This is a genomic window from Chimaeribacter arupi, from assembly GCF_002858805.1.
Lineage (GTDB): Bacteria > Pseudomonadota > Gammaproteobacteria > Enterobacterales > Enterobacteriaceae > Chimaeribacter > Chimaeribacter arupi.
Genome location: NZ_PJZI01000016.1, coordinates 19,627 through 43,944, shown reverse-complemented (window position 1 = coordinate 43,944; position 24,318 = coordinate 19,627). Strand labels below are relative to the sequence as shown.

General features: G+C 58.1%; 19 protein-coding genes. 4 read left to right on the top strand and 15 right to left on the bottom strand.

Annotation, left to right across the window (positions count from 1 at the left end):
• Positions 1-15 precede the first annotated feature (15 nt).
• The 9 genes from CYR52_RS11130 to CYR52_RS11090 all read right to left on the bottom strand — a co-directional run bounded on the left by CYR52_RS11130 (position 16) and on the right by CYR52_RS11090 (position 9,988).
• Positions 16-1,170, bottom strand: a complete 1,155-nt coding sequence (locus CYR52_RS11130; protein ID WP_072928431.1) for a glycosyltransferase family 4 protein — start codon at positions 1,168-1,170, stop codon at positions 16-18.
• Complete coding sequence (locus tag CYR52_RS11125; RefSeq protein WP_072928430.1) at positions 1,160-2,167, bottom strand: glycosyltransferase family 4 protein; 1,008 nt, start codon at positions 2,165-2,167, stop codon at positions 1,160-1,162. The genes CYR52_RS11130 and CYR52_RS11125 overlap by 11 nt, the downstream gene beginning before the upstream one ends.
• Entirely contained in the window at positions 2,160-3,398 is a 1,239-nt protein-coding gene (locus tag CYR52_RS11120; RefSeq protein WP_241506153.1) for an O-antigen ligase family protein, read from the bottom strand. The genes CYR52_RS11125 and CYR52_RS11120 overlap by 8 nt, the downstream gene beginning before the upstream one ends.
• Entirely contained in the window at positions 3,395-4,564 is a 1,170-nt protein-coding gene (locus CYR52_RS11115) for a glycosyltransferase family 4 protein (protein ID WP_072928429.1), read from the bottom strand. The genes CYR52_RS11120 and CYR52_RS11115 overlap by 4 nt, the downstream gene beginning before the upstream one ends.
• A 46-nt stretch (positions 4,565-4,610) precedes the next feature.
• A complete protein-coding gene (locus CYR52_RS23010) occupies positions 4,611-5,195 on the bottom strand; it encodes an acyltransferase (protein ID WP_072928428.1) in 585 nt (194 codons plus the stop codon).
• A gap of 28 nt (positions 5,196-5,223) precedes the next feature.
• Positions 5,224-6,057: a glycosyltransferase gene (locus CYR52_RS11105; protein ID WP_072928427.1), complete on the bottom strand. Its 834-nt coding sequence runs from the start codon at positions 6,055-6,057 to the stop codon at positions 5,224-5,226.
• Between the two features lie 167 nt (positions 6,058-6,224).
• On the bottom strand, positions 6,225-8,402 hold the full coding sequence (gene wzc / locus CYR52_RS11100) for a tyrosine-protein kinase Wzc (protein ID WP_072928426.1): 2,178 nt from the start codon (positions 8,400-8,402) through the stop codon (positions 6,225-6,227).
• Positions 8,403-8,414: 12 nt separating this feature from the next.
• Complete coding sequence (locus CYR52_RS11095) at positions 8,415-8,849, bottom strand: arsenate reductase/protein-tyrosine-phosphatase family protein (RefSeq protein WP_072928425.1); 435 nt, start codon at positions 8,847-8,849, stop codon at positions 8,415-8,417.
• 5 nt (positions 8,850-8,854) lie between these two features.
• Complete coding sequence (locus CYR52_RS11090; protein ID WP_072928424.1) at positions 8,855-9,988, bottom strand: polysaccharide export protein; 1,134 nt, start codon at positions 9,986-9,988, stop codon at positions 8,855-8,857.
• 1,122 nt (positions 9,989-11,110) lie between these two features.
• Here CYR52_RS11090 and CYR52_RS11085 point away from each other — a divergent pair.
• Positions 11,111-12,700 (top strand): TerC family protein, encoded by a 1,590-nt coding sequence (locus CYR52_RS11085; RefSeq protein ID WP_072928423.1) that lies wholly within the window; start codon positions 11,111-11,113, stop codon positions 12,698-12,700.
• A 56-nt stretch (positions 12,701-12,756) separates the two neighbouring features.
• Here CYR52_RS11085 and CYR52_RS11080 read toward each other — a convergent pair whose 3' ends face one another.
• From CYR52_RS11080 to udk, 5 genes are all read right to left on the bottom strand, one after another.
• Positions 12,757-13,845, bottom strand: a complete 1,089-nt coding sequence (locus CYR52_RS11080) for an acyltransferase family protein (protein WP_072928422.1) — start codon at positions 13,843-13,845, stop codon at positions 12,757-12,759.
• Between the two features lie 243 nt (positions 13,846-14,088).
• On the bottom strand, positions 14,089-15,444 hold the full coding sequence (gene dcuC, locus CYR52_RS11075) for an anaerobic C4-dicarboxylate transporter DcuC (protein WP_101828579.1): 1,356 nt from the start codon (positions 15,442-15,444) through the stop codon (positions 14,089-14,091).
• A gap of 296 nt (positions 15,445-15,740) precedes the next feature.
• Positions 15,741-17,582 carry an outer membrane assembly protein AsmA gene (gene asmA / locus CYR52_RS11070; protein WP_101828578.1) on the bottom strand — a complete coding sequence of 614 codons (1,842 nt, stop codon included), beginning with the start codon at positions 17,580-17,582 and terminating at the stop codon, positions 15,741-15,743.
• 36 nt (positions 17,583-17,618) lie between these two features.
• Positions 17,619-18,200: a dCTP deaminase gene (gene dcd / locus CYR52_RS11065; protein WP_072928419.1), complete on the bottom strand. Its 582-nt coding sequence runs from the start codon at positions 18,198-18,200 to the stop codon at positions 17,619-17,621.
• Positions 18,201-18,227: 27 nt separating this feature from the next.
• Entirely contained in the window at positions 18,228-18,869 is a 642-nt protein-coding gene (udk, locus tag CYR52_RS11060; RefSeq protein WP_072928418.1) for a uridine kinase, read from the bottom strand.
• Positions 18,870-19,172: 303 nt separating this feature from the next.
• On the opposite strand from udk, the gene CYR52_RS11055 reads away from it, so the two are divergent.
• Positions 19,173-19,829 carry a phosphatase PAP2 family protein gene (locus CYR52_RS11055; protein WP_072928417.1) on the top strand — a complete coding sequence of 219 codons (657 nt, stop codon included), beginning with the start codon at positions 19,173-19,175 and terminating at the stop codon, positions 19,827-19,829.
• Between the two features lie 52 nt (positions 19,830-19,881).
• Here the strand turns inward: CYR52_RS11055 and apbC are convergent, their stop codons facing one another.
• A complete protein-coding gene (gene apbC, locus CYR52_RS11050) occupies positions 19,882-20,994 on the bottom strand; it encodes an iron-sulfur cluster carrier protein ApbC (RefSeq protein WP_072928416.1) in 1,113 nt (370 codons plus the stop codon).
• A gap of 159 nt (positions 20,995-21,153) precedes the next feature.
• Here apbC and metG point away from each other — a divergent pair, with 159 nt between their 5' ends.
• Positions 21,154-23,184, top strand: a complete 2,031-nt coding sequence (gene metG / locus CYR52_RS11045; protein WP_072928415.1) for a methionine--tRNA ligase — start codon at positions 21,154-21,156, stop codon at positions 23,182-23,184.
• Positions 23,185-23,423: 239 nt separating this feature from the next.
• Positions 23,424-24,272 carry a xanthosine phosphorylase gene (gene xapA / locus CYR52_RS11040; protein ID WP_101828577.1) on the top strand — a complete coding sequence of 283 codons (849 nt, stop codon included), beginning with the start codon at positions 23,424-23,426 and terminating at the stop codon, positions 24,270-24,272.
• Positions 24,273-24,318: the final 46 nt, after the last annotated feature.

Sequence of the window (24,318 nt, the reverse complement as noted above, 5' to 3'; positions counted from 1 at the left end):
GATTTCCCCTTACACCTAGTAAATGATCTGCTTGGATTCGTTGAACGCCTGCCATTTGGCATCGACGTATTGCTGCATCTCCTGACGGAAACGCGCTTCAGAAAACTTGGTGGCATTCAGCCGGCAGTCCGCGGCGGTAATCGCGTCGCGGTTCTGTTCAAAACGTTCCACGGCGGCCACCAGGCTCGGCACGGTCTGCGCGTCAAAGAACAGGCCGGTCGGCCGTGCGACACCCAGCGGGCGCACGGTTTCCAGCGCCCCGCCCTTGCCGAAGGCGATCACCGGCGTGCCGCAGGCCTGCGCTTCCACCGGGGAGATACCGAAATCTTCCTCAGCGGCAAACACAAACGCCTTGGCGCGGCGCATGTAATCCACCAGCGTGGCGTCATCCTGGAAGCCCAGGATTTCGATGTTGGGCTTGGCCAGGCGTTTCACTTTCTCCATCTCGCTGCCGTCGCCAATCACCACCAGTTTTTTGTCCGGCATGGCGGCGAAGGCTTCGACGATCAGGTCCATACGTTTGTACGGCACCATGCGCGAGGCAGTGAAATAGAACTCTTCTTTGTTCTCATTCAGCGTAAAGCGATCAACGTTCACCGGCGGATAGATCACATCCGCCTTGCGGCCGTATACCTTGTGGATACGGCGGGCAATAAACTGCGAGTTGCCGATGAAATGGTCGACACCCTTGGCAGTGCGGTAATCCCACAGGCGCATCTTGTGCAGCAGGTACTTGGCCAGCGAGCCTTTCATGCCCTTGTCCAGCCCGGCACCGCGCAGGTACTGGTGCTGGAGGTCCCAGGCGTAGCGGATCGGCGAGTGCACATAGCTGATGTGCAGCTGGTCCGGGCCGGTCAGCACCCCTTTTGCCACCGCGTGGGAGCTGGAGAGCACCACGTCATGCGCGGAGACATCCAGTTGCTCAATCGCCAGCGGCATCAGCGGCAGGTAGTTCTGGTATTTTTTCTTCACCCGCGGCAGGTTCTGCGCGAAGGTGGTGGTGGCGCGTTTGTTGCCGATCTTCTGGCGGTCTTTGTCAGACAGGAAATCGATCACGGAGTAAAGGTCTGCATCCGGATAGATTTGCACCAGTTCGCTCAGCACCTTCTCGGCACCGGCGTAGGTCACCAGCCAGTCGGTGACAAAGCCTACGCTATAGTTATTTTCCATTGTGTTCCTCGGCAATGACCTCATTCAGGGCTTTCCTGACTTTCTCGGCGGTTTTTTCCCACGAAAACTTCTTCGCCTGAATGAATCCTTTCGCAATCAGTTTTTCCCGCAATGCCTCATTAAAATAGAGCTGATTCATTGCAGTTGAAATATCATCCACATCCAGTGGGTTCACCAAAATAGCCGCATCGCCTGCCACTTCCGGCAGTGAGGTGGTATTCGAGGTAATCACCGGCGTGCCGCAGGCCATCGCTTCAATGACCGGCAGGCCAAACCCTTCATACAGCGAGGCAAATACCAGGCCGCTTGCGCTCTTATAGAGTGAGGGCAGATCTTCCAGGGCAACAAAATGGGTAAAATGTACCCGGTTCGTCACCTTTAATTTTTCCATTAAGGCGGTCAGTTCTTCATTCGGCTTACCGGTAAATACCAGCTTTACCTCCGGCGGTAAATTCGCCTTACTGAAGGCTTCCAGTGTCCGCAGCTCATTCTTATGGGCTTTGCGGTTACTGACACACAAGAAGTATTTGAAGTCGACATTATAAGGTTTTACATCAACATTAAAACTTTCTGATACGCCATTACCGACGTTAATGACCTTATTAGGATTAATACCACTCCACTCCACAATGCGTCGCTTGGAAAATTCTGAAACCGTCAGGATTTTTTTCGCCTTCCTGCACCCATTCCGGATAATCACCTGATAAAACAAACGCTTGAACTTACTGGAGTTTTCCGGACGATCCAGGTGGTTCAGGTCATGCACGGTAAACACATAAGGTATTTTCGAAAACAGCGGCGGGATATATCCTGGGAAAAAGATCACATCACCGCGTTTTGACAAGCTGGCCATTGCCGTTTTTATCGTATCCGCCGGGGAAACCGGTTTGCCGGAAAAATTGGCACTTTCAAACTTATTTATCCGATTAATCTCATCCGCGAAAGTACCAATGCCGCCTGAACCGTCCCATCGGTTGTCGAAAATAATCCTACTCATTAGTCATCTCTCTGCGATAGACACTATAAAACCCGAGGTATAACCACGGATACACCATATATAACTGCGCACCGAGTAAAAACGGCAGAACGAACAGGACAAAAAAGACCATGCCCATTTCATTGAATTTGAAATACCGGATGGTGGCGATTAAAAACAGGATTACCCCTATTGCACCATTCTCAATCATCAGGTTGAAAAATCCGCCCAGGCCGGTTAAATCCCAGCCGGGTACCACCGGGAACGGGCCGCGATATTCGGAATTATTACGTACCAGGGAATAGGCCCCGAGGCCGACACCAATATAGGGGTTATCTGCAATGATATTCGGCCCGATATAGGTCGCTGCAATTCGCCCCATCACCAGTGACGGGTCATTGCCGCGCAGCGTCAGCACCTCGTTGAGGTTGCTCAGGTCATTCACATAGTTTTCCGCCACCTTGTACATCACCGCACCGCCGAGCAGCACGCCCACCAGCATCAGGGTGGAGAAGCGGAACATATTTTTCGGGTTGATGAAGCTGCGCAGGAACGGGTAGCGGAAGGTCAGCGCCAGGAAGCCGAACACGGCCGCCCCGACGATACCGGCCTTGGACTGCGACAGCAGCAGCGCCACGGCAAACAGCGCCAGCACCAGTTTGCGCTTCAGGAACATCAGCTCCAGCAGCAGCAGCGTACTGATGTAGAGGCCATACGGGCCGCCTTCCACATAGAAGCCGCGCATACGGTGCGTCGGGCCGTAGGAGACCAGTTTGCTGCCTGCGGCCACGTCCACCATAAACAGCGCAAAGATCCCAAGCAGGATGATGGCGTTATAGTTCAGGAACTTACGCACAATATCCGTGTAGGAGAGGCCATTATTGCGGTAGAAGTTAAACGGCAGGCAGGCCACCACCAGGCAGAGCACCAGCTCCACAAAGCGCACCAGCGAAATCACGTACTTGCTTTTCAGGCCGCCGTAGTTGGAGAAATAGACCTCAGTGGTCGCCCCCTTGAACAGCGACAGCAACATCAGCAGCACGAACACCACCAGGAACACCAGCAGTTTGGTTTCGATACGGCGGATAAAGAACGGGAACAGGGAGATCGCCATCAGCTCCCACACTTTGACCGGCCCCAGCGCCACGTCAGTGAGCTGGCAGGCGATAGCGGTAAAGAAAATAATAATGCTGGAAATCGACAGGCCGCGACTGTTTCCCATGGTCATGGCCCGTGAGCTGCTCATCATCATAGACGTTCTTCTTTTATTGTAGTGTTGACGGAATGACCGGCATTCAGGGTCTGTCGGCTCGCCTGCCCTGCCCCGGTATGGCCTGTGGCCTCCGGCCGGCGGGCAGTGATGCCGTGCTGTGTGCTGAGATAGTCAGAAATTTTCGCGGCCAGCGCGGCCGGTTCATCGGCGGCGTCTTCCGGGCCATAGACCGCTGCGGCGGGCAGGTAATCTTTCATGCCGTCCCGGCGCGAGGCGATAATCGGGATATTGCGCTTCTGCGCTTCCAGCATCACCAGCGGCACCCCCTCAAACTGCGACGGGATCACGATGAAATCTGCCTCGGTGGCGTAAGGCCACACCGGGCTGACCCAGCCGAGGAAGCGGAAGCGCACGTTGTCCGGCAGGGTGGCGGCACGCGCTTTCAGCGCCTCAAGGTCCGGGCCGTCACCGGCCACCACCACCTCAAAGGTCACCGGCAGATCGCCGAGACGGGCTAAGGCCTCGGCCAGCACGTCCTGCCCTTTCTGGCGGAAACTGACGCGCCCCGGCATCAGGATGCGCACGGTGCCGGGTTGCGGGGTAAAGGCATAACCGACGCCGCGGATCTCAGCGGCCGGCGGGGCCGGCACAAAGTTCGGCAGCACGCGCACCTGCGCCTTGGGGTTCCAGCGGCGCAGGTCGTCGGCGAAGCAGGCGGAAATGGTGATGTAACGCTGGCAACGTTTATACACCACCGCCCCCAGCGCATCTTTCACCCCGGCCAGTTTCGCCCCCATTTTGCTGAAGCGATGGGCGTAAGGGATATAAGAGATCACTGAAATCTTCTGGCGTGCCGCCATATTGACGAACACTGACCCCAGTTCGATATCGCCCTGAATCAGCACAATGTCGTCCACCCGCGGGGCCAGATCTTTCAGGAAGCGGGCCGCCCTGGCGCGCAGGCCGACATTGAAGAAGGCGTGCAGGATCTCCAGTTTCTGGTGGCGCACCCCATGTTGCTGGTAGGGGATCTGCGCCTGGTCCAGAATCGCCATCAGCTTCGGGTTATCATCCGGCACGAAGCAGGCAAGCTTCAGCCCTTTGCGCTGAAGTTTTTTAATGTGCTCGACAGCCATCAGTTCATGGCCGCCCACAATGGCGGCAGTGAAAACAATGGCAATGTGACGGTTTTTTAGCGTTGGCATACGGCGTCGCGGCTCTGTGAGTTATCGGAAAAAGTGCAGTAACGGGTTACGCGTGAATCGGGCGCTGGCTGACCACTTTGGCCGGTACGCCTGCCACAATGCTGAAGTCCGGCACGTTTTTGGTCACGACCGCGCCGGAGGCAATCACGCAGCCATTGCCGACCCGGACACCCGGCAGGATCACCGCACCGGCCCCAATCCAGACATCATCCCCGATGGTGACAGAGGTTTTCACGTTGTCCCACAAGGCATCTTTCATGTATTCGGTGGTATTTATTTCATGGTTACTGGCGATCATGCTCACATATTGAGAAATAATACATTTCTTCCCGATAATTATTTCCCCGCCTGACGCACGAATATTGTTATATTCGTTGATAGCCGTATCCTCACCCACCACAATACGGCTGCGGACGCCTTTTTTAGCCATCTCATCGGAACAGGTAATTACACTGCCTTTTCCAATGGAGACACCGGGTTTCAGCGTCAGCACATTATCAGGCCCGACAAATACCGAGGCGGAACTGTCAATACGCACCCGGTTGGCGCGCATTTTTGCCCGGAACCCCAGATGGGATAAATATTTCAACGCATCCTTCACCATCAGAAGAATGAAATAAATAGCACTCATTGTTATTCCTTGCTCAAGCGCGTGTCGGCTACATCAATATTTTGCGGGCCTGGTATTTAATCACGTTAACCACGTTACCCGGGTAACAGACCTGCATCAGGTCCTGCATGGAGAGGCGTTCATCCCGCGCCATTTTGTAATTGAACAGCAGGTTCTTGCGGTGTGCCGGTTTCAGCAGCTTGCGGTGTTTGGTCACGAACTGGTTGTAACCAATCTCCAGCTTGTTGCTCTTGGTGATGCGGCCGAACTCATGCTCCAGGTGCTGGATGTAGGTGGCTTCGCAGATGTTGTACCCTTCCCCGTAGCGCGCCCCGAGGCGGACCCAGGTGTCGTAATCCTGCCAGGCTTTGAAGCTCTCATCGAAGCCGCCAATCGCACGCAGATAATCGGTTTTGGTAAAGACCTGGCTGCCGACGATGTTCTGGTATAACAGGGAGTCCAGCCGGATATGGGTAACTTTATTAAAGCCTACTTTCTGGTGCTTCCCGAAATTAAAGATAATGCCTGAGCTCAGGTACGGGTATTTATGGCGCTCGTAGAATTTAACGAACTTCTCGATACGCTCCGGCAGGAATTCATCATCATCATCCAGGCCGGTAATATAGTGGCCGGTGGCGGCATTAATCCCTAAATTACGGGCAGCGCACGCGCCTTTCGGTGTTTCATTTTTCAGGTAGACAATATTGTCATGCAGCGCCTGATAACGCTCGACCAATTGTTGGGTATCGTCTGATGAGCCGTCATCGCAAATCAGGATTTCCACATTTTTATAGGTCTGGTTAATGACCGACTTAATTGCCCGCTCCAGCAGTGACGAGCGGTTGTGCGTCGGAATATACACGGACACGCGTTTTTCATTCATAGTTTTACTCTCTGCTCTTGGTGCGTCTTAATAGAGACTCATCCGTAAGGTCGCTTATCACCCACCATCAGTGCGCGGTGGCGTATCCATTGCAGTACAGCCCGATGAGGTTGCCGGCCAAAGCCGGCAGAGAGAGGGCAGCCGCAGGGGCTGCCCCAGGTGGTGCATTACTGCTTGGCAGACTTGTACTCGTATTCGTAGTAGCCGTAATCACCGTAGTAATTGCTGGCTTTCTTGATCACGGAGTTGAGGATAACGCCCTTGATCTCGATACCGTTCTGCTCGAAACGGTTGATACTCACTTCGATCTCTTTCAGGGTGTTCACGCCATAACGGGCCACCATCAGCGCCGTACCGGCTTTGCGCCCGACAATCGCCGCGTCCGTCACCGCCAGTACCGGCGGGGTGTCGATCAGCACGATGTCATAGTTGGCGCTGGCCCAGGCCAGGAGCTCGTCAAAGCGCTCATGCATCAGCAGCTCAGACGGGTTCGGCGGCACCTTACCGCGGGTAATGATGTCGAAGTTCGCTACCCCGGCGCTCTTCACCGCATTCTGGATGCTGCTCTGGCCGGACAGGATGTCAGACAAGCCGCTGTTGTTCGGCACGCCGAGCAGGTCATGGGTGTAGCCTTTACGCATGTCACCATCGATGATCAGCACGCGTTTCGCGGTTTGCGCCACGACGACCGCCAGGTTGGTACAGACGAACGTCTTACCAATCGACGGGCTGGCACCGGAGATCATCAGGATGTTGTTTTTCGCTTCCAGCATGGCGAAGTGCAGGCTGGTACGCAGGCTGCGCACCGCTTCCACCGCCAGGTCGGTCGGGTTGCCGATCGCCAGCACACCGGCGGCCTGTTCTTTGCGTTTGGCATTTTTCAGGTTGCCGGCAAAGATTTCACGATCCTTCTTCTGCTGCCATTCGGAGAGCGGGATGCTGGCATACACGTTGATCCCGGCTTCTTCCAGCACTGTCGGGCTTTCGATGCCGCGGTACAGCATGATTTTCACCACAATCCAGAAGATGGAGACAATCAGCCCCAGCATAATGGCGATGATGATGATCAGGATTTTCTGCGGCTTCACCACGCCCGGCTGGGTCAGCGCGTTATCCACGATACGCACGTTGCCCACGGTGCTGGCTTTGGTGATGCTCAGCTCCTGCTGTTTGTTCAGCAGTTGCATGTAGACTTCCTGGCCGGCCTGCACGTCACGGGTCAGGCGCAGGATCTCCTGTTGGGTCTCCGGCATGGAGCTGACACGTTTGTTCAGGTTATTTCTTTCGCTCTCCAGGGTCTGGCGTTTTTCCAGCAGGGTGCGGTACGCCGGGTGAGACTTGGTGTACAGCTTGGAGATCTCGGCTTCACGGAAAGTCAGCTCGTTCAGCTGGCCCTCAAGGCCCACCATCTGGTCCAGCAGCGCTTTGGTCTCCAGGGACATGTCCACAGAGTCGTTCTGCTGGCGGTAGCGGTTCAGCTTGTCTTCAGCGGCGTCCAGCTTGCTGCGGACTTCCGGCAGCTGCACACGCAGGAAGTTCAGGCTTTTTTCCGCTTCGGCCGATTTGCGCTCAACGTTCTGCATCAGGTAGTTGTTGGCGACGCTTGCCAGGGTTTTCTGGGTCAGTTCCGGGTCTGCGCCGGTCAGTGACAGGTTCAGCACGCCGGTATCACGGCCTGCATCCTCAATCACCAGCTGGTTCTGGATCTGTTTGATGGCGGAGATTTCCGGGCGTTTGACGATGTCAAAACGGGTGCCCGGTTCCGCTTTCACATCGCTGACCAGCAGGCTGAACTCACCTTCGGTCGCCAGTTTGCCCACTTCGCCTTTCAGCACTTCACCGTCATCGGTGGAGAGCACGAAGTGTTTGCTGTCAACCATCTCCAGTTCCATCGGCTTGTTCATCCAGACGGTCGGCACATTGAAGCGTGACACGGCGATCTGGGCCGGTTTCTGGCCGGTGATGCGCGCCCAGCCACTGCCGAACACCGGGAAGTGATGCTCCTGCACCTGGGTGTCCAGGTTCAGGTCAGCCACGGTTTTCCCCAGCACCATACGGGACTGGATCAGCTGGATTTCCGCATCGGAACCCGGCTTGGCACCCGGCATGATGCTGTCCAGGTTATCCATGATCGCGTTACCGACCGTGGATTCCACCTGTACCATGGCATCCGCTTTATAAATAGGCGTTGCGAACAGGGTATAAATAATGCCGATAACGGCGAACAGGGAGGTAATCCCGATGATCAACCAGCGGTGATCCAGCAGCGTACCAATTAGCCTGCCCAGGTCGATTTCGTCATTGCCGCCCATGTGGCTTGATTGAACTTTATTTTTCTCAGACATCTTATTCCCTGATTAGCTAGTAAGTGCTTTTGCCCATTGCTGAGCCGCATCATCAAGTAAACGGTATACGGACTCGAACGCTTCACGACTCTTCCGGTACGGGTCTGGTATATCGCGCTGACTGGACCAGTGCCCGAAAAGCATCGTTTTGCCCCGTACCTCGGGGGCCAGGTTCGTTACCGCATCAATATGCTTGCGTTCCATGACCAGAATTAAATCAAATTCTCTGCACAGGGAGGCGGTAAGCTGCCGGGCCGTGTGCCCATCAAGGTGCAATCCGTGTTCTTCGGCCACCAGCCTGGCTTGCTCATCGGCAGGTTTCCCTACCAGCGCAGACAATCCGGCAGACTGAATGACCTTATTGTCGGTATAGCGGCGCAATAACCGTTCCCCGGTCGGGGAACGGCAGATATTGCCCACGCACACCACCAAAACAGAATTAAACATCTGACTTACCAATCCTTAATGTCATGCACCGTATCGGTCATGTAACGGACGCTGTTGATGGTTGGCAGCAGCTGGTTGATCAGGCGGTTCCAACGGACAATCGGTGCGGCAGTCACATACACAATGTCATACGGCTGTAGCTGGAACTCCGTCCCGAGCACCATGCTGGAGGCATCAGAGGTATTCAGCTGGTAGATGTTAGCCAGCTTGCTGCCTTCTGCCCCGCGGGTCGGACGGATAACAAAGATGCCGGTCGCGTTGGCCACGGTCTGGTCAACACCCTGGGCATTCCCCAGCGCTTCGGTCAGCGTCATGCCGCTGCGGTCCATTTTCAGGGTGGACTGTCTGACGACTTCACCCATCACGAACACTTTCAGGTCATCATTACGCGGCACGAACAGGATATCGCCCGGGTAAAGCAGACGGTTCTGACCGAGGTTGCCGTTTTGCATCAGGGCCTGCAGGGAGATACGCTCCTCGCGGCCGTTGTGCGTCAGCACCACGTTGCGCCAGTCCGCGTCAGCCGTCAGGCCGCCGGCGGCGTTGATGGCGTCCAGGATGGTCAGCGGCACGTTGGTGATCGGCTGCTGGCCGGAGGTGGCCACTTCGCCGGACACATACACTTTCTGTGAACGGAACGACGCGATGCTCACATCAACCTGCGGGCTTTCGATGAATTGCGCCAGGCGGCGGGAAATTTCATCGCGGATCTGGGTCACGGTGCGGCCCACTACTTTTACCCGGCCGATGTACGGGTAGAAGATGGTGCCGTCAGAGTGCACCCAGTTGCCGGTGTCGCTGGCACTGCGGTACGTCCCCGCCGGGGTGGTCAGTTCCGGGTGGTCCCAGACGATGATGTTAAGCACATCGCCCACCCCAATGCGGTATTGATAGTTGGCCAGCTCAGTTTGCAGGCCGAGATTTTGCTGTGCGACCAGTGGGCGAACCCGCATCTGCTCCACCAGCTTCGGTGTAAGCGGATAGACATTGACTAATTTGTCGATGTCGTAATCGGCGTCATCCTGTTTGACGACCATTTTCCCACTGGTAGAAAGATTCTGACCAGGAATGACGGCACAACCACTGATCAGGGTGATCGATACCAAAAGCGGTATCAGTTTTAATTTTCTTTTAGCCATTGAATTATCATCACTGTCGCTGATTTTCTGAAAAGGACGTATTCCGCCGCCCCTGATAAAGTCACTGCTCAACCCTTCAAAGCCCCAAGCGTGTAGTAGACGCAACTGCCCATCGGCATCGCGTAATATGCGTTGAATCCTTTATGAATAGAGGTGTATTGATAACCGTACTATAACGATCTTTATCAAACATTCATCTTCAGAATGCTCTTAGTTAACCGATTTCATATAAACTGCTTATCAATTTCACACGAATTCACTTCTGCTGTTTACCTGCCGGGAAGTTAACCCCTGCGGCCGGTGAGGCATTCCCTGGGTGATTACCCGGTGAAAGCATCATGGCGGAAGTAAAGAGTATTGACGTTAGGAATGCTCTATATATTTTCTCACGCCGCGTAAATATTGCGGTGCTGAACAATTGACCGTTCCTTTATCCGGACACGCTACCGCCCTTGGCTTACAGCTACCAATGTACTGGGGAGAAAACGTTGTTAACCGGGCGCCTTTATCCCGCTCAGGCGAGCGGCGAAGGCGAGGTCACTGGTTATGTACAAATGATAGCCTTGTCACAAAACCAACAATTTATCGTCATCATTAGTGCAATGGGCGGAACGCGATATATAAATTGTGTCTAAGATTCTTATACTATTGAAGAGGTGTTACAAGCCTGTTGTAGCCCTTGAGTATCCTTTTAGGAATAAGACTACCCCCCCTTTTTTTCCGTCCTTTTCTACAGCGATTTTTCCCGCTTCAATGGGCTGATTATTAACCTTTTTTTGCTGCAAAATGCTTGCTTTCGTTTAATTTTCAACTACGCAAGGCCCGCCATAAAAAAAGCACACATTTCAGATTAATCAGATTGCCTTCTTATTAACTTACCGTGCCAATCAGTAATGGCGCCCCTGGTGCGGCTGAAAAATAAGATTATCCTTAGGTATATTTCCATATTAAGCAGGGGAATTACCCTGATTAAACTCACGTAATTGCTTTTATGCATAAACCTTAACCAGTAGCTTGCTACAAATAGGAATACCTAACCATTTAAGGTTGAATTTTAACGTGGCGGCTTACATTATTCGTTGTGCGGTATATTCCGTGGAAAGATTGAGGTGATAACTGTTTATGGAATGGATCGCTGATCCGACAATTTGGGCCGGGCTGGCCACGCTGGTGGTGCTGGAGATCGTGCTCGGCATCGATAACCTGATATTTATTGCCATCCTGGCGGAAAAAGTCCCGCGCAAGCAGCGCGACCGCGCCCGAATTACCGGCCTTATCCTGGCGCTGGTGATGCGTTTACTGTTACTGGCGTCTATTTCCTGGCTCTCCACCCTCACCCAGCCGATGTTTACCTTGCGTGGCCACCCGTTCAGCGGGCGGGATATGATTATGCTGGTGGGCGGGGTGTTTCTTTTATTTAAAGCCACGGTCGAGCTGAATGAACAACTGGAGGGCAAAGACAGCGAAGGCGGTAATAACCGCAAAGCGGCGCGTTTCTGGCCGGTGGTGGCGCAGATTGTGGTGCTGGACGCCGTCTTCTCGCTGGATTCGGTGATCACCGCCGTCGGCATGGTAGACCACCTGCCGGTGATGATGCTGGCGGTCTGTATTGCGATGAGCCTTATGCTGCTGGCCAGCAAGCCGCTGACCCGGTTCGTCAATGCACACCCGACGATTGTGATCCTCTGCCTCAGCTTCCTGCTGATGATCGGCTTCAGCCTGATTGCCGACGGCTTCGGCTATCACATCCCGAAAGGTTACCTCTACGCCGCCATCGGTTTCTCGGTGCTGATTGAGGCGCTGAACCAGCTGGCGCAGTTCAACCGGCGGCGTTTCCTCTCCTCACACCGCTCGCTGCGTGAGCGCACGGCAGAAACCGTGCTGCGGATGCTGGGCGGCCGACATGAGGATGCCGAGCTCGACACCCATGCCGCCGGCATGGTGGCCGACCACGGCGGTGAAACGCAGGAGGTGTTCAACGAGCAGGAGCGCCGGATGATTGAACGGGTACTCGGCATGGCGCAGCGTACCGTCAGCAGCATCATGACCTCGCGCCATGATGTGGAGTGCCTGGAGCTGAATGACCCGCCGGAGCGGCTGACTGAACAACTGACCCGCAACCAGCACACCCGGCTGGTGGTCACCGAGGACAGCGCGGCCGATGAGCCGCTCGGCGTGGTGCATATTATTGACCTGCTGCGGCAGACGCTGAGCCAGCCGGAGCTGGACATCCGCGCACTGGTGCGCCAGCCGCTTATCTTCCCGGAACAGCTTTCGCTGTTGATGGCGCTGGAGCAGTTCCGCCAGGCGCAGACCCACTTTGCGTTTGTGGTGGATGAATTTGGTTCCGTGGAGGGGGTGGTGACACTCACGGATGTGATGGAAACCATTGCCGGTAACCTGCCGGTGGCAGGGGAAGACAACGATCCGCGTCATGACATCCAGCAGCTTGACGAGCGTACCTGGGTCGCTAACGGCTATATTCCGCTGGAGGATCTGGCGCTCTATATTCCGGTGCCGGTGGATGAGAAACGGGAATACCATACGCTGGCAGGGTTGCTGATGGAGTATGCGCAGGCGATCCCCCAACAGGGGGCCACCCAGCAGATTGGGGATTACCTGTTTGAGGCACTGGAAGTGAACAGCCACCGCATCACCAAAGTGAAAATCGTCGCGCCGCCGCAGCCGGTAGAAGAGGATTACGAAGTGTAATGGCCGGGCGGGGCCGCTGTTCAGGCCCCGCCCGGTAACGTGACAGGCCGCCGGGTTTACGGCAGTTTTGCCATCGCCGGCAGCGGTTTTACCATCCCAGGGTACTGGAACAGCGCCCGCCCTACCCCACGGTTAATCAGCCGCCAGATCCCGAGCGACAGGCATACCGAGAGCGCCACCCCGACAAACGGGAACGCCAGCAGCCATGCGGCGGAGAACGACCAGCTGTCAAAGGCACGGTAGTGCACCAGCGCCCCGACCACACAGACCGCAATAATTTCCGTGACGATTTTATGGATGACATAGACCTGGAGGGTGTTTTTCCCCAGCCAGTTCAGGCTGTTGGGCGTCATCCGGGCGTTCACTTCCCGGCAAATCACCACACACAGCACAATGGCGATGGCGCAATGGAAAATGCTTTTGTTCATGCCGAAGCGGGCATGGAGCAGCGCCAGCGGCAGCGCCACCAGCAACACGGCCAGCACATGGCGGCGATGTTGCAGGAACTCCACCACCTGACGGCCATAGAAACAGCCGACGCAGAAATAGAGGGCATTTTGCGCCACGCTGTTCGGCCCCCAGCCCGGCAGTAACCCGCGCGCCGCGACGTAGTTTGCCGCCACACAGAGCAGGAGAAGCGCCAGCACGTTGTTCTTAAACAGCTTGCAGGCCACAAAATAGATCGCCAGCGCGTAGAGATACCAGGTGTTGGCCATCGCCGTCACACTGTACATTACGAACTGGTTGAGGGAATCCGCGTAGGAGGTGCCCACCATATTCTTCACGCCCCACTGGTCAAACGACAGGTAGTGGTTGATGAAAGAGACCAGCGCCCATTGGATCAGGCACCACAGCAGGTAGACATAGAGCAGGTTAACCACGCGTTTGGTAAACACGTCACGCCAGGTTTTCTGGATCACCGCGCCGGCGGCGAGCAAGCCGGAGATAAAGAAGAATGACGGCATCCGCAGCGGCGTCAGGTGGGCATTGAGCGTCAGCCACCACTGGCCGAGCACGCTCTCTTCGCCAATGACGCTCATGGAAGGAATAAAGCTGGTCAGCATCAGATGGTGTAAGACCACCAGCAAAATACAGGCCCCTTTCAGGGTATTAATCCACTGGATCTCGCGATCGTTCCCACTCATAACGTACCCCCCGGTATCACCGCCGCGCCGGATTGGCCCAATGCCGTGAAAAGATAAAAGCGCCAGATGACAGGCAAAAGAAAACCCAAAAATAATATTGGCGGGGCCGGAAAAATGTCGAGTGAAATAGCGGCGTGGTGCAGTGAGATTATAAATTTTTCACTTTAGAAAGCAGAGTAGTCCGAATCTTTACATAACGGCGGGCAGCTCACTGTTCTCACCGGCTGCCCGCCGGCGTACAGGTTAATGCAGAGGAATCAACAGTTCTGTGGCGATGATGATCACGGCCAGCCCGGTCAGCACCGGCACCGAAGTCCGTTTCACCACTTCAAAAGGTGAAATTTTAGCCATGCCGGCCACGGCCACCACCACGCCGGACACCGGGGACAATGTCCGGCCCAGATTGGAGGCCTGAAGCATCGGCACCGCCAGATACGCCGGGCGGATGCCCATCTGCGTCGCCAGTTGCGGGATCAGCGCCACAAACGCATAAAACGGCGCATTGCCTGAGCCGGTGGTCATTGCCGCCAGCATGGTGATCACCACCAGCACCAGCATCATCACCAGCGCGCCGCCGCCGAACGCTTGCGCCAGGCCAATCAGTGCGCTGATAAAGCCCACCGTGCCCAGCCCGTGGGCAAACACCCCGGCGGCCACCAGCAGGATAACCACATTGGCAAAGGCGTCTGCCATGCCGCGGTAGGCGGTCTCCAGCCCCCGGAACACCGCTTGCGCCTGCCGGTGGCGGATAAACTCAATCACCGCCGTCAGCGCCATGCACATCACCAGCACGGTAATAATGTGCAGCTCCGGCCCCCAGCGGCCATCAAACAGCAGCACGCCCAGAATCGGCGTAAACGGCAGAATGGCGTAAATGCGCGGCGCATCGGTGGTGATGTCACCCGGCGTCAGCTGCTCCTGCGCCGCCGGTGACCGGCGGTCGAGCCAGCGCTGCCAGAAAAAGTGCGCCACCGCCATGCTGATAATGGCAGCGACTGACACCGGCAGCGTGGTGCTGAAGGCAAACTGCACCAGCGGCATCTGTGCCGCTTTGGCCGCCACCACCACATCTCCGGACGTCGGTGACAGGATAATCGCCGCCGGGGAGGCGCAAATGGCCGCCGCGGCACCGCGGCTGATGCCGACATTGACCATCAGCGGGAACAGCGTCGCCATCAGCAGCACCCCCAGCCCGGTGGCCGAAGAGACCGCCAGCGACATCAGGCAGGCCATAAAGTAGGCGGCAATCATCAACAGATAGGGCGAGTTGATTTTCTGCAACGGCCGTGAGGCCAGTTTCACCACGATGTCATTGGCCCCGATGTGGGTCATATAGGCGGCAAACCCGCACAGCACCATAATCATCATGCCCAGATCGCCGCCCCGGCTCATCAGCAGGCTTTTGATGTACTCGGCGATGTCCGCAGCCTGCCAGCCGGTGGCGGCGGTGCCTTCCGGCAGCACGGCTTTGCCCATCAGCGCGCTGATGATTAACAGCAGCACGCCGCCGGTCAGCAGCACCCCACTGGCCGAATACCCTTTCATAATATAACGGCCCACGCCCACCGTGACCGCCAGCCCGACTATCAGCTCCAGCATATTATTTCCCCTACCCTGTGTGGCCTGCGCCGGCCCACTGCGGCGTGCAGGCGAAAGAAAGAAAAAAGTAAAAAGAAAGCAGGCGCGACTGTGCCGAAAGTCAGCCGGAAAGGTACTGATTTTCGTCAACCTTTATCAGGGAAGCGGGAAATTAGCGGGAGAAAAGGCCATCGGGCAGAAAGAAGCCCCTGTGGTGACGGCAGGGGCCGTCACCACAGGGGCCGGGAAAGCCGGGGCGCCGCCGCGCCCCGGAGGAGGCCAATACGGGTTGAGGAGATCAGTTGTGGTTGAGCAGGTCAGTTCTGGTTAAGCAGTTTGTTCAGCGGCTTGTTCTCCTGATTGCCGCTGTTTTTTTCTGCCCAGTTTTTCAGCGCGCGCCGGGCTTCCTGTTGCAGCTGCTTACGCAACACCTGATCCACCTGCAACTGGTAATTCAGTTGCTGCCACGGGCCATAGATGCGCAGCGGCACCGCGGTACGGCTCAGGGTGTCAATCAGGCTGCTGTTATCGCCCCGCCAGCCGCCGGTCACCTGGGTGGCCAGCGTCACGTCACACTGCTCATCGGTCAGGCTCAGGGTGCCGCCGCCGTTCAGCGTCAGCATCGGGGAGGTCGCCTGAAGCTGCGTCAGGGTCAGCACGCCGTTTTTCAGCACACCGTGGGAGTGCAGCTGATCGACTTCGGTGTAGCGCTCATAGCGCTCCTGCCCTTGAACGCCCCCGTTGTTGCGGGCCACCGCCTGCTGGATCAGTTGCTGCACGTTCAGGCCATGCAGCCGCGCCGGCTGCATCGACATCTCTGCCTGCCCTTGCCAGCGCTGGTTCACATCCTCGGTGGTCAGCCCTTCGCCGGATACCGTGCCGGTCAGGGAGAAGCGGCCGGTCAATGCTTCCGGCAGGCCATACGCCCGCAGCACCGGCCCCAGCTCAACCTGATGCAGTACCGGTAACAGGCTCATGCGCAGCCGGTCGCCGGTGGCATCCAGGGTGCCCGGCAGGGAAAAGTCCCCCTGCCCCAGTTTGCCGCTCAGCGCGGCCAGCGTCACGTTGCCGCGCTGGTTGTCCGCCTGCACAGCAAACTGGGCCACCTGCAAGCCGCGGTAGGTCAGGTTGGCAGCCTTCAGCGACAGCTGGGCGGTAAAGCCGGTCAGGCCCGCCAGTTCGTTCTGGTGGGCCAGCACATTTTGCGAGATAACCGGCGCAAAGGTGGTGGTCTGGCCCTGCTGCCGGGCTTCGCCGTTGGCCGGTTTCCAGCCGGTCAGGCCGTCCAGGTTCAGCCGGTCAGCCTGCAGGTTGGCGCGGTAGTGCGGCACGTCGCCCAGTTGCGCGGCCAGTTCACCATGCACCTGGCTGTCATTGGCAGAGAGCACCAGCTGGCTGAGGGTAAGGGACGCGGGGTCTTGCTGCCAGGCCGCCTGCAAGGTGCCCTGCCCTTTAATCCCCCCGGCGGGCAGATCCACCCCCTCCAGCCGGTAATCCAGCTGGTCGATTTTACCGGTCACCGCCTGCGGGAAGCGTGACATGTCCGCCTGCCCGGAGAGGGAGAACGTCAGATCGCGCTGGTCGCGGTTGATGCGGCTGGAGAGGCTGATCGCCGCCTGGCGGTGATCATGCTGGGAGAGCGAGAGGTTGATGTCCCGGACGTTGATCGGATTTTCATTGCCCTGCTGCCAGATGAGCAGGCTGTCCGCCACTTTCAGTTCGTCAATGTCATACTTCCAGTGCACCGGCTCGGCCGGTTCCGGCCGGCCGCCGGGGGCCAGCGGGGCATCAGGCTGCGGGCGGGCGGCGCTTTCCGGCGTCAGGCGGATCACGCCGTTTTTCAGCATCACCTGCTTCACGGCCAGCTGGTGGGAAAGCAGCGGCCAGAGCTTCACATCGAGGCGCATATTGTCTGCACTGACCATCGGGGCCTGCGCGCCGGGGGCGGTCAGCGTCATCGGCCCGGCGATAATGCTCAGCTGCGGCCACACATGCCAGCGCAAATCGCCGCTCAGTGCCAGCTGATAGCCGCTTTTCTGCTCCACCTGCCGCACCATGTAATGACGGAAATCGTTCGGATTAACCAGCAATACCAGGGCGGTCATCCCCGCCACCAGCACCAGCAGCAAAATAGCCAACGTTGTCAGTAATCTTCTCATGCCTTCCTCATTGTGAAGCCGCGCCCCGCTCTGGGATCAATCCTTGTCAATCCGGCTGGCCACGGCGCCCTGCTGGTCGCGGTACTTGGCATCCTCGCGGCGGTTGTAAGGTCTGGCTGCCGGGCCGGAAAGCGGTTCAAAACTCAGTGCGCCAATCATCATGCCGGGGCGCAATGCCAGGGGTAATTTACCCGAATTATAGAACTCTAGTACAATCCGCCCCTGCCAGCCCGGGTCGATCCGGTGTGCGGTCACGTGCACCATCAGCCCCAGGCGCGCCAGCGAGGAGCGGCCATCCAGCCAGCCCACCAGGTCCGCCGGCAGCGTCACTGACTCCAGCGTCACCGCCAGCGCCAGCTCGCCGGGGTGCAGGAAGAACGCCTCCCCTTCCGGCAGCACGATCTCATCACTCATCACGCGATCCAGCGCGGCGCTCACTTCATCCTTCGGGCCGCTCAGGTCAATATAGGGGGCCGTGTGGCCGCGGAACACGCGGAACTGGTTGCCCAGCCGCACATCCACGGTGGCGCCGCTGATGCGCTCTACCGGCGGGCGTGGGGTGATGGCCAGCCGGCCATCGTTCAGCCAGGCTTCAATGTCTCGGTCGCAGAGTCTCATGGGTTACTTCCTTCAGGCGTGGGCACGCTATTCAAAAAACTGGCTGATTTTGGCTTTCAGGATGTCAATGGCGATGCGGTTTTTGCCGCCGCGCGGCACGATGATGTCCGCATACTGTTTGGACGGCTCAATAAATTGCAGGAACATCGGGCGCACGGTTTTCTTATATTGCTGCATCACGGAATCCATCGAACGGCCGCGTTCATTCACGTCACGCTTCATACGGCGCATCAGGCAGATGTCCAGCGGCGTATCCACGAAGATGGAGAAGTTCATCTCCTGACGCAGGCGGATGTCGGTGAGCAGCAGGATGCCCTCAACGATGATCACTTTTTTCGGCTTCAGGTGCACGGTTTCCGGCTTGCGGGTGTATTCCACGTAGCTGTAGAGCGGCAGCTCAATCGGCTTGCCGGCCTTCAGCATCTGCAGGTGCTGGAACAGGAGGTTGTGGTCCATTGCGCCTGGGTGGTCGTAGTTAATCTGCACACGTTCTTCCATCGTGAGATGGCTTTGGTCTTTGTAATAACTGTCCTCAGGGATAACGCCGATGTGCTCATCGCCGACCTGCTCACGCAGTTCGCGATAGAGGGTGCTGGCGATAAGGCTTTTACCTGAGGCGGAAGCGCCGGCGATACCGATAATGACGCATTGGTGGGGCTTGTCAGTCATAACTTTTAAAGACCTGATTCATAGTGGGAAAGGGCACGCCCCAGCCGGGGCGGTGATCGCGGCAATTATAGGGAGTTAAGGGATCGGTTGCCAGCACTTAGGCGGCGCGCCTCTTTAGCCTGCGGCAAGGATCGCAGCCCGCGGCTGCAACGGATGGCGGGCAGTTACATTTTTAAGAACATTCATACTACTTATTAATGAGCGCATTACGTTAACATAACCCGATACCGCCGACTCCGGCACGTTCTCTGCACCGGGCAGATCCCTGCCGTGAGAATTTTATCTTTAGGGTGAGCACACCGCATGAACTGGCATTGGTTAACCTATTTCGGCGACAGCATGTTGCTGCTGCCCTGCGCGGCCCTGATCCTGCTGATGTTGCTGGCCAACCCGGAAACCCGCCGCGCCACCTGGCAGTGGATGCTGCTGTTCGGCATTGCGGGCGGGCTGGTTTGCCTCTCCAAGCTGGCGTTTATGGGCTGGGGCATCGGCAGCCGCCGGTTTGATTTCACCGGCTTCAGCGGCCACTCGGCGCTCTCCGCCAGCATCTGGCCGGTGCTGATGTGGATGCTGACCGGCCGGATGCCGCGCCTGGTGCGCATTGGCGCCATCACCACCGGGTATGTGCTGGCGTTCTTTGTCGGCTATTCGCGGCTGGTCATCCACGTGCATTCCCCGGCAGAAGTGGTGGCCGGGCTGGTGCTGGGCTTTACCATCAGCACCACGTTCCTGATGCTGCAAACCTCCGCCACCGTGCCGCGCCTCTCGTATGGGCAGCTGGCGATGGCGCTGGTGGTGCCGCTGTTTTTAATCAACACCGGCAAAGTGGCCCCGACGCAGGGGCTTTTAGAGCGCATCGCGGTGGCGATTTCACCGGCCACCCGCGCCTTTACCCGGGCGGATCTGCACCACCTCAGCATTCTGACGCCGCCCGCCGCCGGGCAAATGACGCTCAAATAAGCGCCTCAGACAGCAAAAAGCCCGCCGGAGCGGGCTTTTTTATGCGCTGAGGTTACAGCGCGCGGAAAGAGATTTCGGTGGGGATCGGCTCACCTTTCCAGTACAGCGCCGCCGCCACCCGCCCGGCAAGCTGGCGGTAGAGCGTGGCGAGCTCGCCCTGCGGGTCGGCAATCACCGTGGGTTCGCCGCGGTCAAGATCCTCACGCAGCGCGATATGCAGCGGCATCTGGCCGAGCAGCTCGCAGTGGTACTTCTCCACCAGTTTCTCTGCGCCGCCGGTGCCGAAAATCGGCTCATGGTGGCCGCAGTTGCTGCAAATATGCATGCTCATGTTCTCAATCACGCCCAGCACCGGCACATTGACCTTTTCAAACATCACAATGCCTTTCATCGCGTCCAGCAGCGCGATGTCCTGCGGCGTGGTCACCACCAGCGCGCCGGTCACCGGCACGTTCTGTGCTAGCGTCAGCTGGATGTCGCCGGTGCCCGGCGGCATGTCGAGCACCAGGTAGTCGAGATCCGGCCAGAGGGTGTCCTGCAACAGCTGCATCAGCGCTTTGCTGGCCATCGGCCCGCGCCACACCATCGCGTTTTCATCATCCACCAGATAGCCGATGGAGTTGGTGGCCAGCCCGTGCGCCATGATCGGCGCCATGTGGGTGCCGTCCGGTGAGGTCGGGCGCTCATGCTGGGTGCCGAGCATCGCCGGCACTGACGGGCCGTAGATGTCTGCGTCCAGCACGCCGACTTTCGCCCCTTCCGCCGCCAGTGCCAGCGCCAGGTTCACCGCGGTGCTTGACTTGCCGACCCCGCCCTTGCCGGAACTCACGGCAATAATGTTGCGTACGCCTTTAATCCCGGCGCGATCGCCGACGCGCTTTAACGTCGCAATATCCTGTTTCAGCGTCCACTCTACCGCCCGTGCGCCGGTGGCCTGCATCAGCGGCGCACTGGCCTGCTCCTGCAGGTCAAGGAACGCGCTCTGCCAGGCGAACGGCATCTGCAACTCGATATGCAGCACGCCATCCAGCACCGTGCAGTGGTGCAGCGCCTTCAGCGCGGCCAGGTTCTGCTGCAATGTCGGGTGGGTAAAGGCGGCCAGTTCGCCGGTCACCAGGGCGCGCAGCGCCGCGGGGGTATTCTGCTCAGGGGATTTAGGGTTCATCCCGGCTCCTTAAACAATAACCAACGGAAAATAGTGCAAGCATATCAGATCCGCGTGCCCGCTGCCGCGCGCCGCTGCAAGAAACCCACCTAGCGGCCTGCGCCGCGATCGGGTAACATCGAAGGCCCTTTTTCCTCATACAGAAAGCAATTTCCCACTATGGCTCAAGTCGCGAAAAAATTATTGGTGACGTGCGCACTTCCGTACGCCAACGGCTCTATCCATCTCGGCCACATGCTCGAGCACATCCAGGCAGATATCTGGGTGCGTTTCCAGCGGATGCGCGGCCACGAGGTCCATTTCATCTGTGCGGACGACGCGCACGGCACCCCGATCATGCTGAAAGCCCAGCAGCTGGGCATCGCCCCGGAGCAGATGATTGCCGAGATGAGCCAGGAGCACCAACAGGATTTCGCCGGCTTTGACATCAGCTATGACAACTACCATTCGACCCATAGCGACGAAAACCGCGAGCTCTCCTCGCTGATCTACACCCGGCTGAAAGAGAACGGTTTCATCAAAAACCGTACCATCTCCCAGCTTTACGACCCGGAAAAAGGCATGTTCCTGCCGGACCGTTTCGTCAAAGGCACCTGCCCGAAATGCAAATCGCCGGACCAGTACGGCGACAACTGCGAAGTCTGCGGCGCGACCTACAGCCCGACGGAACTGATTGACCCGAAATCCGCGGTCTCCGGGGCGACGCCGGAAATGCGCGACTCCGAGCACTTCTTCTTTGACCTGCCTTCCTTCAGCGCCATGCTGCAGGCCTGGACCCGCTCCGGCGCGTTGCAGGAGCAGGTGGCAAACAAGATGCAGGAGTGGTTTGAATCGGGCCTGCAACAGTGGGACATCTCGCGTGATGCGCCCTACTTCGGCTTTGAAATCCCGGATGCGCCGGGCAAATACTTCTACGTCTGGCTGGATGCGCCGATTGGCTACATGGGCTCTTTCAAGAACCTGTGCGACAAGCGCGGCGACCTGGATTTCGACGAGTTCTGGAAAAAAGACTCTGAGGCCGAGCTGTACCACTTCATCGGCAAGGACATTGTCTACTTCCACAGCCTGTTCTGGCCGGCGATGCTGGAAGGCAGCGGTTTCCGCAAGCCGACCAACCTGTTCGTGCACGGTTATGTCACGGTCAACGGCGCGAAGATGTCCAAATCACGCGGCACCTTCATCAAGGCGGACACCTACCTGAAGCACCTGGACGCTGACTGCCTGCGCTACTACTACGCCGCCAAGCTCTCGTCGCGCATTGATGACATCGACCTGAACCTGGAAGATTTCGTCCAGCGCGTCAACGCGGACATCGTCAACAAAGTGGTGAACCTCGCCTCGCGCAATGCCGGGTTCATCAACAAACGCTTTGACGGCAAACTGGCGGACACGCTGGCCGATGAGGCGCTGTATGCCACCTTCACCGCCGCGGCGGAGAGCATCGCCGAGGCCTATGCCGCCCGCGAGTTCAGCAAGGCGATCCGTGAAATCATGGCGCTGGCGGATCTCGCCAACCGCTATGTGGATGAGCAGGCCCCGTGGGTGGTGGCGAAGCAGGAAGGGCGTGACGCTGACCTGCAGGCGATCTGCTCGATGGGCATCAACCTGTTCCGGGTACTGATGACCTACCTGAAACCGGTGCTGCCGGCCCTGAGCATGCGCGCAGAGGCGTTCCTCAACACCCCGCTGACCTGGGAAGGCATCGCGTCCCCGCTGCTCGGCCACCCGGTGATGCCGTTCAAAGCACTGTTTAACCGTATTGATCTCGACAAGGTACAGAACATGGTCGACGCCTCCAAAGAAGACATGGCCGCCGCTGCGGCACCGGTCACCGGCCCGCTGGCCGATGACCCAATCCAGGAAACCATCACCTTTGATGATTTCGCCAAAGTGGATATGCGCATCGCGCTGATTGAGCAGGCGGATGTGGTGGAAGGTTCCGATAAGCTCTTGAAACTGCAACTTGATCTGGGCGGCGAGAAGCGCCAGATCTTCTCCGGCATCCGCTCCGCCTACCCGGACCCGAAAGCGCTGGAAGGCCGCCTGACCATCATGGTGGCGAACCTCGCGCCGCGCAAAATGCGTTTCGGCATCTCCGAAGGCATGGTAATGGCCGCAGGGCCGGGCGGGAAAGAGATCTTCCTGCTCAGCCCGGACAGCGGTGCCCAGCCGGGCATGCAGGTGAAGTAATCCCTGCTCGCTGAACGTTGATAAGCGCGGCCCCGGTGGCCGCGCTTTTTTTATGCCTGCATCCTGCCCCCGCCCTGCCCCGCCTGCCCTGCCTGCCCGCACATCAATAGTTTGTGGGTATGAATCATCAGAAAAAACGGTATTGGTTGCCTGAGGGGGTTTCCCGTTATAAAGCCGGGCAGCGGCCTGTTACCGCCCGGCGATCCCTCGCCTTGTCCCTTGTCTGATAAGGAGTTCCTATGTCCTCTGCTTCTGAGTCCCTTGCCCCGTCATCCCAGCACCCGTACCTCAGCGCGGAAATTATCCGGGCGCATAAACCGGGCTTTACCCCGCGCGTGGCCTTTATTCTCGGCTCCGGCCTCGGCGCGCTGGCGGAAAAGATCCAGGATGCCGTTGACATCCCCTATGAGACGCTGCCGGGGTTCCCGGTCAGCACGGTGGCGGGCCACGCGGGCGCGCTGGTGCTGGGCCATCTGGAGGGGGTGCCGGTGGTATGCATGAAAGGCCGCGGCCATTTCTATGAAGGGCATGGGATGGGCGTGATGACCACGGCGGTGCGCACCTTCAAATTGCTGGGCTGTGAGCTGCTGTTCTGCACCAATGCCGCCGGGTCACTGCGCCCGGAGGTCGGGCCGGGCAGCCTGGTGGCGATCCGTGATCACATCAATACCATGCCGGGCACGCCACAGGTGGGGCCGAATGATGACCGGTTCGGCGAGCGTTTCTTTACGCTGGCGAATGCCTATGACGCGGGCTACCGCGCCCGGTTGCAGGCCGCGGCGCACGAGGAGGGGATTGTGCTCACCGAAGGGGTGTTTGTGTCCTATCCCGGCCCTAACTTCGAAACCGCGGCCGAAATCCGCATGATGCAGCTCATCGGTGGGGATGTGGTCGGCATGTCTGTGGTGCCGGAGGTAATCTCCGCCCGCCATTGCGGGCTGGCCGTGGTGGCGGTTTCCGCCATCACCAATCTGGCGGAAGGGCTGGGTGATGTGCCGCTCTCCCACCAGCAAACCCTGTCCGCGGCGGCGCTCTCCCGCCGGCACTTCATCCAGTTGATCTGCACCTTCCTGCGTAATCTGCCCTGATGTCCCGCGGCCCCTGCGCAGCCGGGGGCCTGACTGCATCCTGCAA